Source organism: Paenibacillus apiarius (assembly GCF_017052585.1).
Classification (GTDB): Bacteria; Bacillota; Bacilli; order Paenibacillales; family Paenibacillaceae; genus Paenibacillus_B; species Paenibacillus_B apiarius.
Map to the genome: position 1 here is coordinate 1,030,014 of NZ_JAFFHZ010000001.1, position 14,849 is coordinate 1,044,862.

General features: G+C 50.0%; 14 protein-coding genes. 3 read left to right on the forward strand and 11 right to left on the reverse strand.

Annotation, left to right across the window (positions count from 1 at the left end; genetic code table 11):
* The first annotated feature begins 50 nt into the window (after window positions 1-50).
* Complete coding sequence (locus tag JSQ80_RS04735) at window positions 51-1,031, forward strand: CgeB family protein (RefSeq protein WP_206094537.1); 981 nt, start codon at window positions 51-53, stop codon at window positions 1,029-1,031.
* A gap of 137 nt (window positions 1,032-1,168) precedes the next feature.
* On the opposite strand, the gene JSQ80_RS04740 is transcribed toward JSQ80_RS04735, so the two are convergent.
* Window positions 1,169-1,516 (reverse strand): DUF1360 domain-containing protein, encoded by a 348-nt coding sequence (locus JSQ80_RS04740; protein ID WP_087433325.1) that lies wholly within the window; start codon window positions 1,514-1,516, stop codon window positions 1,169-1,171.
* A 129-nt stretch (window positions 1,517-1,645) separates the two neighbouring features.
* Here JSQ80_RS04740 and ytxJ point away from each other — a divergent pair, with 129 nt between their 5' ends.
* The gene (gene ytxJ / locus JSQ80_RS04745) at window positions 1,646-2,035 is read left to right on the forward strand and encodes a bacillithiol system redox-active protein YtxJ (protein WP_206094538.1); all 390 of its coding nucleotides are present in this window, start codon (window positions 1,646-1,648) and stop codon (window positions 2,033-2,035) included.
* A gap of 6 nt (window positions 2,036-2,041) precedes the next feature.
* Here the strand turns inward: ytxJ and selD are convergent, their stop codons facing one another.
* The 6 genes from selD to ilvB form a co-directional block, all read right to left on the reverse strand.
* Complete coding sequence (gene selD, locus JSQ80_RS04750) at window positions 2,042-3,118, reverse strand: selenide, water dikinase SelD (RefSeq protein ID WP_206094539.1); 1,077 nt, start codon at window positions 3,116-3,118, stop codon at window positions 2,042-2,044.
* A 690-nt stretch (window positions 3,119-3,808) separates the two neighbouring features.
* Window positions 3,809-4,720 (reverse strand): transposase, encoded by a 912-nt coding sequence (locus JSQ80_RS04755; RefSeq protein WP_206094540.1) that lies wholly within the window; start codon window positions 4,718-4,720, stop codon window positions 3,809-3,811.
* Window positions 4,721-5,217: 497 nt separating this feature from the next.
* A complete protein-coding gene (locus tag JSQ80_RS04760) occupies window positions 5,218-6,768 on the reverse strand; it encodes a 2-isopropylmalate synthase (RefSeq protein WP_206094541.1) in 1,551 nt (516 codons plus the stop codon).
* Between the two features lie 117 nt (window positions 6,769-6,885).
* Window positions 6,886-7,878 (reverse strand): ketol-acid reductoisomerase, encoded by a 993-nt coding sequence (gene ilvC, locus JSQ80_RS04765; protein WP_087433320.1) that lies wholly within the window; start codon window positions 7,876-7,878, stop codon window positions 6,886-6,888.
* Between the two features lie 216 nt (window positions 7,879-8,094).
* Entirely contained in the window at window positions 8,095-8,589 is a 495-nt protein-coding gene (ilvN, locus tag JSQ80_RS04770; RefSeq protein ID WP_411829100.1) for an acetolactate synthase small subunit, read from the reverse strand.
* Window positions 8,589-10,334: a biosynthetic-type acetolactate synthase large subunit gene (ilvB, locus tag JSQ80_RS04775; protein ID WP_087433318.1), complete on the reverse strand. Its 1,746-nt coding sequence runs from the start codon at window positions 10,332-10,334 to the stop codon at window positions 8,589-8,591. The genes ilvN and ilvB overlap by 1 nt, the downstream gene beginning before the upstream one ends.
* A 692-nt stretch (window positions 10,335-11,026) precedes the next feature.
* Between ilvB and JSQ80_RS04780 the strand changes: the two genes are divergently transcribed.
* The gene (locus JSQ80_RS04780) at window positions 11,027-11,479 is read left to right on the forward strand and encodes a GNAT family N-acetyltransferase (protein WP_206094542.1); all 453 of its coding nucleotides are present in this window, start codon (window positions 11,027-11,029) and stop codon (window positions 11,477-11,479) included.
* A gap of 59 nt (window positions 11,480-11,538) precedes the next feature.
* On the opposite strand, the gene JSQ80_RS04785 is transcribed toward JSQ80_RS04780, so the two are convergent.
* From JSQ80_RS04785 to JSQ80_RS04800, 4 genes are all read right to left on the reverse strand, one after another.
* Window positions 11,539-11,838, reverse strand: coding sequence for an eL33 family ribosomal protein (locus tag JSQ80_RS04785; RefSeq protein WP_206094543.1), 300 nt, complete (start codon window positions 11,836-11,838; stop codon window positions 11,539-11,541).
* A 140-nt stretch (window positions 11,839-11,978) separates the two neighbouring features.
* Complete coding sequence (locus JSQ80_RS04790) at window positions 11,979-12,686, reverse strand: hypothetical protein (RefSeq protein ID WP_206094544.1); 708 nt, start codon at window positions 12,684-12,686, stop codon at window positions 11,979-11,981.
* Window positions 12,671-13,576: an ATP-binding cassette domain-containing protein gene (locus JSQ80_RS04795; protein ID WP_206094545.1), complete on the reverse strand. Its 906-nt coding sequence runs from the start codon at window positions 13,574-13,576 to the stop codon at window positions 12,671-12,673. The genes JSQ80_RS04790 and JSQ80_RS04795 overlap by 16 nt, the downstream gene beginning before the upstream one ends.
* A gap of 18 nt (window positions 13,577-13,594) precedes the next feature.
* On the reverse strand, window positions 13,595-14,659 hold the full coding sequence (locus JSQ80_RS04800) for a nucleoid-associated protein (protein WP_206094546.1): 1,065 nt from the start codon (window positions 14,657-14,659) through the stop codon (window positions 13,595-13,597).
* Window positions 14,660-14,849: the final 190 nt, after the last annotated feature.

The window sequence follows — 14,849 nt, forward strand, 5'->3', positions numbered from 1 at the left end:
CCCTTTTTTAATCTTTCGTCCTTTCTTCACAGGCAAGCAAGGAGGCGTCTATGAAGCTGTATTATATTGCTTCCGGCTACCGGAGACCGATTGATATTCTCGATAATGCGCTGATGAAAGCAGTTTGCGGACACAGTCACGAGGTGCGGCTATTTCGGCTCAATCGGACTCCCATTCAGAGCTTGCTGCCCGAAATCCGTCAATTCGCTCCTGATTTTGTGCTTACGCTGTGCGGACCGAAGTCATTTCTTCCTCCGGAGCTGATTCGCGCCATCCGGGCTATGGGCATTCCAACGGGCGTCTGGTTCACGGACGATCCATACGCGATCGACAACGCGTTGCGAGTGGCTCCGCATTACGATTATGTGTTTACGATTGATTCCGGGTGCATCCCCTACTATGAAAGGAACGGCAGCAAGCGCGTATTTCACCTGCCGCTCGGAACAGACTTGGACATTTTTCGTCCGTATGCCGTTCATGCTTCGTACCGGAACGACGTATGCTTCATCGGAACGGGCTACGACAATCGGCTTGCTTTCATGAAGGAAGCGCTGCGGTATGTCAACAAGGATGTCCGGGTGCAATTGGTCGGTCATTTCTGGGAAACGGTAGACTGGTCAGGCGGCTGCGTGCCAAGCATTCGGAGCAAATGGATTAATTTCTCGGAAACGCCTCGTTATTTTAACGGCGCAAGCATCGTCTTGAATATCCATAGGAGCGAGGACGACTCGCTCATCGATAAGAACAAAGCCGGGGCTCCCGCTCATACGATCAACAACCGCACATTCGATATCGCAGCATGCCGGGCTTTTCAGCTTACCGATTACCGTCCGGATCTGGAATTATTCTATACGCCGGGAGAAGAGATTGGCTGCTATGACTCCCCGAAGCAGTGCGCGGATCTCATCCACCACTATATGAACGAACCCGGGAAAAGGCAGGAAGCGGCAGCCAAAGCCTATCACAGAACATGTGCCCAGCATACCTTTTCGCATAGGCTGAACAGCTTGCTGAATTACATCGCAACCTGACGACTAACCGAGCCATAATTTATCATATGCTATTATGATTTTGAAAGATGCAGACGGCTGCCTTATTAGTGGACAAATAAGCATCCATTTAATGCGTGGTTCAAAAAGAGCATAAAAAAAGGCAGGCAGTTGCCTGCTCAGCCTTTAACAAACGATTCCAGAATCCCGGCCGCCCCGGCGATCGCCAGCACGAGCACGAACGGATAAGCAATATCCGGTATAAGTAAATAAGCTGCTCCCACTGCGGCGGCACACCACACTCCGACGCACCAATAACAGGTCAAGAGCTTCCGCATAAATGCGTGAAAACGTCCGCCTTTTTCGTCAATTACGGCATAAATGGCGCCCGTTTCGTCGGTGTGGAACCGTTCCTCCACAAACGGGCGGCGCAAAAATGCCGTTATTTCATCGAACACGATAAGCCTCGTCAAGCGGTAGCTTGCCAAAAATAGAAGCACGAACGTAAACCAAGAGATGTCCCACATCAGCAGTTCCCCCCATGTCCTGCAAAACGTACCGGTTCAATTCATTGTATGTCACCCTGGACCTGACAAGAACCGAATACATAGCCGCGTTCAACGCGCTTGATATGAAAGCTAAGGAGGAACCTTGCGATGTCTCTGATGATTATTCAATCCGGCGAACAGCTTACGCAGCTCATTCAGCAATCCGATGCCAGACCGTTGTTTTTATACAAACATAGCTCGCGCTGCGGGTCGAGCCGGGTCGCCCATATCGCGCTCAATCAGTTTATATCCCGCTTTCCGGACGTCTCTTCCCGCTTCGCATTCGGCGTTATCCGGGTCGTCGAGGAAAAGGCGCTGTCCGATCGGGTATCTCTCGAACTCGGAATCCCTCACGTATCTCCGCAAATTATTTTAATCAACCGGCAAAAGGTCGTCTGGCACGCCTCTCACCAACAGATTAATTCCAACCAATTGTGCAGAATAGCCCTTCATTTTCTGAATGCGCCTGAGACTCGCGGAAAAATATATATAGAATGACGCTTATTAGCCGCGATTGCCGACCATCTGCCCCGTCACGGTAATTTGACCCGGATGATCCGCAACGACATCGCCGATGCATGCTGCCGCAACGCCTTTATCGTTCATCGCTTGCAGCAGGGCTTCCGCGTCTGCCTCCGCTACGGATAACAGCAATCCGCCGGAAGTAACGGCATCGCACATAATCAGCTGCGATAGGTCATCCAAGCGACCGTCAAAGCGAATGTTATCCTTCACATGATTGAAGTTGTTCTTTGTGCCGCCGGGTACGGCGCCCTGCTCCGCCAACTCGCGCACGCGCGGAAGAACCGGAACGGACTCTGCATAAATGCGCAGGCCGGTCTGGCTGCCCTGCGCCATTTCCGAACCGTGCCCGAGCAAACCGAAGCCGGTAACATCCGTGCAGGCGTGAACATCATAAGCCGCCATCACTTCCGCCGCCGTCTTGTTGAGCATCGTCATCGTCTTTGTCACGAGCTCGATTTCATCTGGCTGCAGCAGCTCGCGCTTGAGCGAGGTAGTCATAATGCCGACCCCGATCGGCTTCGTTAACACGAGCTTGTCTCCCGGACGGGCGCCGGCGTTGGTGAGCACCTTATCCGGGTGTATGATGCCGGTTACAGCCATTCCGAATTTCGGCTCCGCATCATCGATGGAGTGGCCTCCGACCAATGTAGCCCCCGCCTCCTTGACCTTGTCTCCCGCTCCACGCAATATTTCTGCCAGCACGGACTTATCCAGCTTTGAGATCGGAAATGCCACAATGTTGAGTGCCGTCAACGGCTTGCCGCCCATCGCATAAATATCGCTAAGCGCGTTGGCTGCCGCAACCTGGCCGAATGCGTACGGTTCGTCCACAATTGGCGTGAAGAAATCGACCGTCTGCACGATCGCAAGCTCGTCGTTCAACCGGAACACGCCTGCATCGTCGCTTGTGTCCAAGCCGACGATCAAATCGGGATGCTTCTCCGCCGCGGGCAGCTGCCGCAGCACCTGCGCCAAATCTGCAGGGCCAATCTTGCAGCCGCATCCTCCTTTGCTTGACAAAGTCGTCAAACGGACATTGTTGGGTTGTTGCTCCATCTTTCATCATCCTCCTGATTATAGGCCAAAACATCTGTCATTATTTTACCACACTACATGGTCTCTCTCTGACATGAATTATCGTATCATTGATTCTCCAATGCGGCAGGCGGGAAAGGTGTTAATTGGGTGTTAAGAAATAAGGTAGCGCTATGGATGGATGGTATTGCTCTAAATAGTCCTTTTGCCCACTATCCCAACTATTCAGAAAATGAGCACAGCATGTAGCTATTTGCCCATTTTTCAGTAAAAGATCAAAATCTATTACATTTCATCGTATATTGCAATATCATCGTCTGCCATAGAAGTGATGCAATCCATGTCCGCAACACTATCAATAGCCGTTTTTTTATAGTATCGAGATAATGCACTGCAGCACCATCCACCGTACGTGGCATTTACAGGACTAAAACATGACTCAAAGACTTCCTTGCACACAAAGCAGACCATCCTCATTAACTTGAGAATGATCTCTTGAGCATCGAATAATGGCAGTGACGCAATGCTGCAACTATAATGGGCTCGCTTAACTGCCATACTTGACAATATCCTTATCGATAAATGCTGATATTTGCACAATTGTAGCGTTTATCATCTCACTGTAAATGGAAGCTTCGTGATAAGTTATGCTGATTGTCCAGCTCTAAACCTTGTCAATTTCAGCTTAAAACAAGACGCAAACGTTTTCCGTCAAGCAGCAAGAGGCATTCTCCCTCTCGTTCTTCCATGTCTTCTCCACACTAACGCTGTAAAGATATTAACGGATAAACATTGATCCGCCAACCGTTCCCATATGGATACATGCTGCGATTCAAGATTGCAGCGATAGCAGTATTCGTCCAAATAAGCTTGCAAGTATGTCCCACCCAAGCCATGAAACGTCTTATTAATCCAAGCGCGAGCCTGATCAGCAAGGTGACGAAGCACATCAGGCCGGCGAAAACGGAAAGGGTGCTTCATAATGTCAACATTACGCGCATCATAAGATACGTGCCGTGAGACAAATGCTTCCCGCCCCTCATTCATCAAGCTCTTATAGGATAAATGTTTGCGCAAAACAAGCTTCATCTTCACATAGATGGGAGTGTTGTCCTCACTCATCGAGGCGGCAATCATATACGGATGTTCCTTGGTATGCAAATGAAATAAAGGAGTGTATTTCGGTCCATAGCAGGTCAAGGCGGCACGAACAGCCTGATCGAGCGGACGATCTGCATCGACTGCACTCATGACGGCTCTAAGCTTGTGCAGCATCGCCCAAGCCGTCTTATAGGTAACTTGTATGAGTGAACTTAGCTGAACAGCATTAATCCCCTCGTCGGTTCTTGAAATGAGCCAAATGGCAGCCAGCCACTTCCTGAGTTCAGTCCGGCTTCCTTGCATTACTGTGCCTGCAATGAGAGAGCATTGATGGTGGCAGGAGCAGCATTGGTATAGCGGCAGCCGACGCGAACGAATCGTATACGCCTCACGGTGGTTGCAACAAGGACAAACGTAACCATGAGGCCACTTTCTCCGAAATACCTCATCCGCACATATTTCCTCAGAATGAAAATGCGCAAATAGCTCCTCCAACGACTTAAACGACACCCGCCCCACCATATTACCGCCCTCCTGAAAGAGAACATTTGTTCTGCTTATGCAAATTATAGCAAATAAAGATTGATGTTTCAAGTAGATATATCCGGTATCCTTCTAGCTACTTAATCGCAGAATCTGAGCAACAACAGCTCTTACTGAATCATGATTTGAACAACCTGAGACAATGGGAGAGCGGACAAAAGGACTTATCAAGACATAGGTAGAGTGCCATAGGCAGAGTGCGTAGGGTGCACAATAGAACTAGTTTTTGAGAGGCGTCTGCATCTCTTTTCCAACCCATTTAATGAAGCAATCGGACTGTTCCGGAGACGTCAGTTGCATGAGCTGAGACAATGGGAGAGTGAACAAAAGGACTTATCAAGAAAGACATAGGGTCGGGTGCACATTAGAATGACTCCATAATAAAAAAGACTGCCCCACATTCATGTTGTGGGACAACCTTTGGCGGCGCTTGATTATTTATTTTCCATTGCGTGCATACAGCGCCTGATCAAAGCTTAAAGCAGCCCGATCTTATCACGCCGATTGCCGCCGTCTAACTTCCGTTTCTCGATTAGGCGATTCAACGCGTCAACGTAAGCGCGAGCGCTCGCTTCGAGAATGTCGGTGCTGACGCCTCTGCCTGTTACGGCGATATCATTTTGAGCAAGCACGACATGTACTTCTCCAAGCGCATCTTTGCCGTTCGTAACCGATTTGATGGAGTAATCGGACAGTTCCACTGCCTCTTGCGTCGCTTTATCGATTGCCATATAGATCGCGTCGACGGAGCCGTTCCCTTCGGACTCTTCCTCCAGCACGCCACCATCCAGCGTTACGATCCGCACCTTCGCAGAAGGGATCGATTTATTGCCGTAAGCGACGTAAATCGTTTCCAATGTGTACGCTTCAGGCGCATCGATGAGCTTCTCTTCAATCATCGCGCGGATATCTTCATCCGACACTTCTTTCTTCTTATCGGCCAGTTCCTTGAACTTGGCAAACGCATGATTCACTTGCTCTCCATCAAGGTTATATCCCAAGTCGAAAAGCTTCTCGCGGAATGCGTGACGTCCGGAATGCTTGCCGAGCACTAGCTTGCTCTCTTTCAAACCAATCGTCTCTGGGGAAATAATCTCATACGTCGATTTTTCCTTGAGCATGCCATCCTGATGAATGCCTGACTCATGCGCGAAGGCATTAGCCCCGACAATCGCTTTGTTTCCGGGAACCGCCATCCCAGTCAACTTGCTGACAAGGCGGCTCGTTCTTGCAATTTCGGACAACACGAATGACGTCTTCGCTTGATAGAAATCCGCGCGCGTCTCAAGAGCCATCGCCACCTCTTCAAGCGCCGTGTTGCCTGCTCGTTCGCCAATGCCGTTAATCGTGCCTTCAATTTGATCGGCGCCATTCAGTACGGCGGCAAGCGCATTGGCCGTTGCCATGCCAAGATCGTCGTGGCAATGAGCACTGAGCTGAATCTTTTCAATACCGGAAACGTTCTCCTTGAGCGTCTTAAAGATGTTGCCGTATTCGTACGGCGTCAAATAGCCGACCGTATCCGGAATATTGACGACAGTAGCGCCGGCGCGAATGGCCATTTCTGTAACTTGGGATAGAAAATCCAATTCAGTGCGGCCCGCATCTTCCGGGGAGAATTCAATCTTGCTGAAATATTTCTTAGCATAGCGAATGGCCGCATCGGCTGCTTCCAGCACCTGTTCTTTCTCCATGCGGAGCTTATACTTCCGATGAATCGGAGACGATGCAAGGAAGAGATGCAGGCATGGATCCTGCGCATCCTTCAAAGCTTCATAGGCGGCATCGATATCGGGTATGCGCGCACGGGAAAGACCGACAATCGTCGAGTTCTTTACCGCTTTCGCCACCGCGTTTACAGCCGCCAAGTCGCCCGGTGATGCGGCAGGAAATCCCGCTTCGATGCGATCGACGCCCAAGCGCTCCAACTGATGTGCAATTTCGAGCTTTTCTTTCGTATTCAAGTTGACGCCAGGGGATTGTTCTCCATCCCTGAGCGTCGTGTCAAACATATAAATTTCACGCATCGTTGCACCTCCTTCAGTTCTATCGGAGCGCTGCTCTGCAGTTCTCCATAAATCAACAGCGTCCTCCGCCTGTCGACGGGCGGACGCTGTGCGTTATCGCCTTACATTACAGTATGCTTACTTCTTAATCCAGTGCATCATTTCGCGCAATTGACCGCCTACCACTTCGATTGGATGGTTCGCTTCATTGCGGCGAGTTGCCGTCATATAAGCACCGTTTGCTTGGTTCTCCAAAATGAAGTCGCGTGCGAATTTGCCTTGTTGAATATCAGACAATACTTCTTTCATCGCTTTCTTCGTTTCTTCCGTTACGATGCGCGGACCCGTTACATAGTCACCGTATTCCGCTGTATTGCTGATGGAATCGCGCATCGTTGCAAGGCCTCCTTCATAGATCAGGTCTACGATGAGCTTCATTTCGTGCAAGCACTCGAAGTAAGCCATTTCAGGAGCGTATCCCGCTTCTACCAGCGTTTCGAACCCGGCTTTGATCAGGGCGCTGACGCCACCGCACAGTACCGCTTGTTCACCGAACAGGTCTGTTTCCGTCTCTTCTTTGAAGGACGTTTCAATAACGCCTGCGCGTGTACAGCCGATACCTTTCGCATAAGCGAGACCGATTGCTTGCGCATTGCCTGTTGCGTCTTGCTCGATAGCGATCAGACCCGGAACCCCGAAGCCTTCCACATACGTACGGCGCACCAAATGTCCAGGTGATTTTGGAGCTACGAGCAATACGTCGTTGTCCTTCGGAGCAACGATTTGACCGAAATGAACGTTGAATCCGTGGGAGAACATGAGCGCTGCGCCTTTTTTCAGGTTCGGTGCGATTTCGTTTTTATATACCGAAGCTTGCGTTTCGTCCGGCATCAAGATTTGAACGACGTCTGCACGGCTTGTCGCTTCCGCAACTGACATAACTTCAAAGCCATCGTTGCGTGCTTTATCCGCGGATTTGCCTTCACGAAGCCCAATAACAACTTGAAGACCGCTGTCGCGCAAGTTCTGAGCTTGAGCGTGACCTTGGCTTCCGTAGCCGATAACGGCGATTGTTTTCCCCTGCAATACACTTAAATCTGCATCTTTTTCATAGTACATAGTAACTGCCATACGTATGAGTCCTCCTCTTTCTTCCTTATCATAGTATAATCTGTTAACCCCGAATGAAGCGGGTATTTCAAGGGACAATCCCCTTCATCATGGCCGTTCACCGCTTGTCCCCTGAGAGACCCCCTCATTCGGGGGCAATGCGACGGCGGTAACGGCAGCTGCAAGCAAACCGGCTCCACCCTGTTTCTTCATATTATAGTGTGTCTCAGTTCCTCACTATCCGTTGGCTTGACCACGAATTAAGGCCGTTACGCCTGTACGGCTAATTTCTCGTATGCCATATGGCTTCAAAAGTTCAACCATCGCTTCAATCTTCTCTGAATCTCCGACCACCTGAACCATAAGCGTGTTCGGGCCGATATCGACAATCGAAGCGCGGAATGTCTCGACGACGCCTAGTACTTCTGGACGTTCGTGCGATTCAGCTTTCACTTTAATGAGCGCCAGCTCGCGGGCAACCATCGGCTGCTTGCTCAGATTCACCACTTTGATGACATCGATAATTTTGTACAGCTGCTTCTCGATCTGCTCCAACAGATGGTCATCTCCGGTCGTGACGATGACCATTCGGGAAAGTCCTTCTTCCTCCGAAGCGCCGACGGTGATGCTCTCGATATTGAATCCGCGGCGCCCGAACAATCCGGAAACGCGCTGCAAAACGCCAGGTTGATCGTTAACGATGACGGCTATCGTATGCTTCGTCGTACTCATCATTCACTTTCCCCCAGTATCATTTGGTCAATCGTGCAGCCTTGCGTAACCATTGGATACACGTTCTCATGCTTGCGGACAACAAATTCCACCACAGCCGGCCCGGGCGTATTCAACGCCTCCTGCCATGCTTGCTCCGCTTCTTCCTTTGTCGTCGCTCTAAATCCGCGAACACCGTAAGCTTCAGCTAATTTCACGAAATCGGGGCTGCCTGCCAAATCGATATGGCTGTAGCGGGTGTCATAAATAAGTTCTTGCCACTGACGCACCATACCGAGAACACGGTTGTTAATGATAGCCACTTTTACGGGAATGTTATTGATGGCGCAAATTGCAAGCTCTTGCGCGCACATTTGCATGCCGCCGTCCCCATTGATAGAGACGACCGTGCGATCCGGGTAAGCCATCTGCGCCCCGATGGCAGCTGGGAATCCGAAGCCCATCGTGCCAAGTCCGCCCGAAGTAATCCAAGAACGCGGATGGTTGAAGCGATAATATTGTGCCGCCCACATTTGATGTTGTCCGACGTCTGTCGTTACGATTGCATCTCCGTGAGTCATATCATTGATCATTTGAATGACCCATTGCGGCTTTAATTCTTTATCCGAATCAATGAAAGCGAGCGGCTTCTCTTCTTTCCACTGCATAATCTGCGCGCGCCATGCATCCGCTTTATCCGTGCGCTTGACCGTCGCATTAGCTAACTGAAGCGTTGAACGAATATCGCCCACGATTGGAATGTCTGTCGGAACATTTTTCCCAATCTCCGCCGGGTCGATATCAATGTGCACAATCTTTGCTTTTGGCGCAAAGCCGTCTAGCTTCATCGTCACGCGGTCATCGAAACGCGCCCCGATATTGATAAGCAAATCCGCTTGCTGAATTGCCATGTTCGCGGTGAAGGTTCCGTGCATCCCCGGCATGCCCATCCATAAATCATGACCGCTGGGAAAGCCGCCAAGTCCGAGCAGTGTCGTCGTGACCGGAATTTGCGCCTTCGTTGCAAAATCGTATAATTCTTCGTGCGCTCCCGAGTGAATAACGCCAGCTCCAGCCAAGATGACCGGGTTCTTTGCCTCTTCAATTGCCTTCAGCATCTTATCCACTTGGTATTTGTTCGGTTGAACCGTCGGATTGTAACCGCGAATGTTGACGCCCGTCACCGGGGTAAACAGCGCCTTCGCTGCCGATACATCCTTCGGAATATCGATAAGAACAGGGCCTTTGCGTCCAGTATTGGCAATGTGGAACGCCTCATGAATGACGCGAGGCAGATCTTCAACATCTCGAACCAAATAGCTGTGCTTCGTTACAGGCATTGTAATGCCGGTAATGTCCGCTTCCTGGAACGCATCTGTCCCGATAAAATTCGTAGCAACGTTCCCTGTAATGACTACCAGCGGAACGGAGTCCATATATGCCGTTGCGATTCCTGTAACCAGGTTCGTTGCACCGGGACCCGAAGTTGCGATGCAGACACCTACTTTGCCGCTTGCGCGAGCGTAACCGTCCGCCGCATGAATTGCCCCTTGCTCGTGTCGAGTCAGGACGTGATTGAAATCCTCGCGGCCGTGCATAGCGTCGTAGATGTAGAGCACCGCGCCGCCCGGATAGCCGAACACGCACTCCACACCTTCCAACAACAAGCTGCGAAGCAACATTTCTGAGCCTGTAATTACTTCAGGCTTCATCCAATTTTGTCTTAATTCATCTGTCGACCGCATTGTCGTGCGATGTGAGCTCATAAGCCATCCTCCTTACGCATCCTTGTTGGTATCCAATTCGGGCTCTAGGTTCATCATGAAGGTGTCTTGCCTGGCCAGGCATATTTATAACAAAAAAACCTTCCATCCCCGCAGCTTGCCCGCTGCTTAAGGGACGAAAGGTTGTTCTTCCGTGGTACCACCCGTGTTCATTCCACATCTCGCGATATGAAATCTCAGCGAGTACGCGCATGTCACGTGACATACAATTCAAATACGCATACTCTTGACGCCTAACGCGCGTCTGACGATTCTCCCTACTCACATGGCTGTTGTAAAACATCAGTTTCATCAAAGCCATCTGTTCAGGAAAACAGCTCCGAGGTGAGCTCGCATCTAAGGGATTAAGGCGCCGGTTTCAGCAAACTTCCGATCGCTCTCTGTTCATAAGGGCCCTTAACGCTTCGTCCTCTTCATAGCCGTTGGTATTATGTGTAAATCTCTTTCAAATGTTTAGAAACATTATATTCCTACACCTATCAGGAGTCAATAGGTCAATTTCAAATTTTTTTGTGCCACGACAAATCGGCTAATTTTCCACCTAGAGAGGACATTAGTATAAAACCCGAACCGTTCCGGCGTACAAAAACCGGATCACTTCCATCCATATCAGACTCACCGATTGCCAATCCCTCCATATGATAACAGCAACAAATCTTTTCAGGGGGATGAACATGATTCGACTTCGCCGTCCCAAAAGTGATGACGAATCCATTTGGTTAATCATTAAGTCGGAGCTCCTTCCGCGTTCGCACTTAGCATGGGACCCTGAACAAGTGCGCAAAGAACTTCCTCGGCGGTTAAAAGGCATTACCTATGTAGCAACCAACCGCCTCCATCGCACGGTTGGCTTCGTTCACCTGCTTGTGCAGGAACAGACTCTCGTTATCGATATGCTCGCTGTCTCCCGTCAAGCTCAAGGCCAAGGATATGGGCGTCAGCTTCTGAATCGGGCCGAGCAATATGGGCGCAAACACCGCTGCAGATCGTCCCGGATGCTTGTCGATTACGGAAACCGGGAGGCCGAACGATTCTATGAACGCAATGGCTATCGCTTAATCCGATATGTGGCCGCGGTTGTCTGCAATGAGATGGAAAAAACTTTCTTTTCATACAAAAAAGCCTGAGGAATCAACCTCAGGCTTGCCTCTCTTCTCTCGTGCCCTCTGCGGCAAGTTCTATTTCGTTACCGATAATAGCCGTATGGATATCCATAGTACCCCCCATAGCCTCCATATCCTCCATAGCCTCCATATCCTCCATAGCCATAGCCGTAGTATGGAGCCGTGCCGATGGCCAACAAATCAAATAACACCAAAGGTATAATCGCTTTAGTCTTGACCTTTTTGTCCTTCGGTTGTTCCAGCACCAGCTTGTTTCCAGAAATGCGCACCAGCTTTCCCGTCACAACTTTGCCGCTCTTATGAACTGCGTATATGCGCTTGCCTACCAGCTTTTGCGCTTGAGCCTTGGTAACACCCCGCATGTCAACCCCTCCTTCATGGTGGTTACTGTACAACGTATGTAAGTGATTGACAGGCTGCTTGTATAAAGGCCTTCCCATAACAAAAACTGTGCTAGAGTCTGTCAGCAAAAACTAGATTAGAAGAAGACGATATGCACTCGTCATAAATCTCGGCGTTTCATGCGCTTCCAGCAAATAGCCAACAGCCCGGCAGAATAAAGAAACGGCAACAACAATACGCCGATTCGGCCAAGCACGGAATACTTCTCGTAATTCATCAGCATGTCCATCGCCGGAAATGCCGGAGGAAGCAGCCATGTCATCCATTGTATGCCGGGAGGAAGGAGTTCTCCCAGCTTGCCCTGGGAGAATGATATCGCAATCAGCGCCAAAATGCCGCCAATGGCATGACCCATCTTCGCCTCCAATCTGGAATTGAATAAAGCGGCGAACGACGTCCCCAATAAAGCCAGACCGAAGTGGGCCGCAAAAGCAACTGTAACATGCTCCCAGGTTGCAGGCTTGTCAAATTTATTAAAAATAATCGGATATAGTATGGAGTATAAATCTAGCAACACAACCAACAGAACAACCGAGCATAGAACTCCCGCATAGTATTTCTTCGCGCTTCCCAACCGCAAAATCGTAATTTGCTCTTGCACCTGTTCCTGCGATGCAAAGAAGCCGTAGGCAAGCCACGAGGCAATCAGAAACAGCAGCACCGACGTGGCCGCATAGCTTCCCATAATCGGATTCGGGGCATAGGTATAAAATAATCCTATAAATATCACAAAGGTAAGCAACGAAGGAATATATCGATGCGATCTGCTAAAATCGCGGATTAAATACAAGATTAAGTGCTTGCACATGACGCTTGGCCCCTCTCCCGATCCGCGCACGAATGACGCGCCGCCTGTTCCTTGTCGGCAGCATGCAGCGCAGTAATCGTCCCATTTCTGTTCAATATGGCGCGCAGCGCATCATCGGAATGCTCCGAATAGATAATTAACCGATGCGTATGTCCGTGGCTAATCAGACTCACCACGCCGGCAAGATGGCGCAGTTCATTCGCCTGTTCCGTTCCTGGCAGACTGAACTCGATGACGAAGCAGCGCTCCTCACGGCGCTCCAGGAGCGTGTCAGACACAATCTTTCCACGTTGCAGGACCATTACCCGATCGGCAAGCTCGTCCAGCAACCGCCTTTCATGACAGGTCAAAATGATGGCCAGACCTTGCTGCTTCAATTGCTGCAGCAATTGAACGAGCTCCGTCTGCGAAGCGGCATCCAGCCCGGATAGCGGCTCATCCAATATTAACAGGTCTGGTGGATGAAGCACTGCCTGCATAAGGTTCACCTTCTGCATCATTCCTTTGGAGAAGGTGCTGATTCGGCGATGCGACGCTTCTTCCAACCCGAACAGCGTCAGCAATTGCGACATCCTCTCGCGCACTTCTTTCTCGGCCATCCCTTGAATCATGCCCATGGAGTATAAATATTCATGAGGAGTCAAACGCAAGCGCGGAAACCGCTCGGGAGCGAATCCGATGTTCAGCTTTCCATGAGTTCCCCTCTTTATTTTGCCGCTGGAAGGAAGGGATAGGCCTGCAATAATGCGCAATAGCGTGCTCTTTCCCGAGCCGTTGGCACCGTTGACGGCGACCGTGTGTCTCGCCTGCAGCGAGAAAGAGATATCTTCAAGAACAACAGAAGTGCCATAGCGCTTGCTTACACGATCAAGCTGGAAGATATCGTTCATGACATCAGCCTCCGCCGTTTATTCTTCTTCATTGTAGAATACTTTGTAATAGTGCATGCCCCGGTTTTCGTCATAGCCCTTCTCTACGTACGGGAAGCTCTCGCTCTTCAGCTTTAGCTCCACCCCCGTATCGGTGCGGATATTATTCTTGAACGTGCGCTTTGCCCGCTTGAGCGCCACCTGAGAAATAGGAATTTCGTCCAGCGGCGGGAGTTCGTTTGCTTCCTCGTAAGTTTCCTTGTACGTTTTAAAAATGGGGGCGATATCCGGATGCGCTATCACCTCTTCCGTGAACGCCTCTTCTTCGAACTGCTCATGCTTCGCGAAGTAATCGATCGTGCTGTTGATGAACTGCAGCTTTTCTTTCTTTTCTGGGCGCTCCTCGGCTGCCGGGGCGATGACGTCATCGTAAAATTGCGTGCACATTTCGATAACCTTGTCCGTCAAATAATGCTCATCCTCCAACAGCTTCACGTTCAGGAAATCCTCTAGCCAAAACAGTGCCGCCTCGCCCTGCTTCCCGGAGGAAGTATCTACGACGCCAACCGAATAACCTGCCTCCGCCTGCACGTTCAGAATAAGACAGCCCTTGTCCAACTTGCGCACATTGACGCCTTCCTCCACCCGCACGCCGAGACGTTCTTCCTGAGGTTCGTCCACCTGCAGGAACACGTCCTTGTTCTCCGACTTGAAGATGCCTAGCGCATCGATGCTGAAGTTGTTATATAAAATGTTGTTCAAGTGAACAACGTACAGCTCCCCCGGCTTAATCTGCGGATGGCCGGACACCGCATATAGGTGATTCAAGATATGAACCGATTGCTCATGGAACGCATCCGCCTTCTGAAAAATGCGTCCTGCATAGGTGTACACCTCGTTTAACGAGAGCTCGGACTCATGTTGGAAGCGATAGGTTGCATCGAATTTAAAGCTCGACAAAAAATATTTCAACAACGTATCCCGCACATCCTCGTTCGGAACGTCGTATAAGGTTTGTGATATTCGGACGCCTTCATCTTGGGATGGACTGCCTACCCGATGGACGATCATCCGGTGAATTTCCGCTTTTGACAAATCTATCATGCTTTCACTCTCTCTTTCGTAAAGTCGCGTTCTTCTATTGTATCGAAAAAAAGAGAGAATGGGAAAGCCAACATTCACCTGATTGGTTGATAGATTTCATAGTACGTTTCATGTACTATTTCATGCTAAAAATAGGATACCTTCGGGGGCGGGGTATAATATTACGGCCTTTATGGCTAATTTATAACTA

Coding starts and splice junctions, on each gene's coding strand:
- JSQ80_RS04795 (WP_206094545.1), bottom strand. CDS start 13,576: ATGAACGATATCTTCCAGCTTGATCGTGTAAGCAAGCGCTATGGCACT.
- JSQ80_RS04800 (WP_206094546.1), bottom strand. CDS start 14,659: ATGATAGATTTGTCAAAAGCGGAAATTCACCGGATGATCGTCCATCGG.
- JSQ80_RS04740 (WP_087433325.1), bottom strand. CDS start 1,516: ATGTGGGACATCTCTTGGTTTACGTTCGTGCTTCTATTTTTGGCAAGC.
- JSQ80_RS04735 (WP_206094537.1), top strand. CDS start 51: ATGAAGCTGTATTATATTGCTTCCGGCTACCGGAGACCGATTGATATT.
- JSQ80_RS04780 (WP_206094542.1), top strand. CDS start 11,027: ATGATTCGACTTCGCCGTCCCAAAAGTGATGACGAATCCATTTGGTTA.
- ilvB (WP_087433318.1), bottom strand. CDS start 10,334: ATGAGCTCACATCGCACGACAATGCGGTCGACAGATGAATTAAGACAA.
- JSQ80_RS04755 (WP_206094540.1), bottom strand. CDS start 4,720: ATGGTGGGGCGGGTGTCGTTTAAGTCGTTGGAGGAGCTATTTGCGCAT.
- ytxJ (WP_206094538.1), top strand. CDS start 1,646: ATGTCTCTGATGATTATTCAATCCGGCGAACAGCTTACGCAGCTCATT.
- ilvC (WP_087433320.1), bottom strand. CDS start 7,878: ATGGCAGTTACTATGTACTATGAAAAAGATGCAGATTTAAGTGTATTG.
- ilvN (WP_411829100.1), bottom strand. CDS start 8,589: ATGAGTACGACGAAGCATACGATAGCCGTCATCGTTAACGATCAACCT.
- JSQ80_RS04790 (WP_206094544.1), bottom strand. CDS start 12,686: ATGTGCAAGCACTTAATCTTGTATTTAATCCGCGATTTTAGCAGATCG.
- selD (WP_206094539.1), bottom strand. CDS start 3,118: ATGGAGCAACAACCCAACAATGTCCGTTTGACGACTTTGTCAAGCAAA.
- JSQ80_RS04760 (WP_206094541.1), bottom strand. CDS start 6,768: ATGCGTGAAATTTATATGTTTGACACGACGCTCAGGGATGGAGAACAA.
- JSQ80_RS04785 (WP_206094543.1), bottom strand. CDS start 11,838: ATGCGGGGTGTTACCAAGGCTCAAGCGCAAAAGCTGGTAGGCAAGCGC.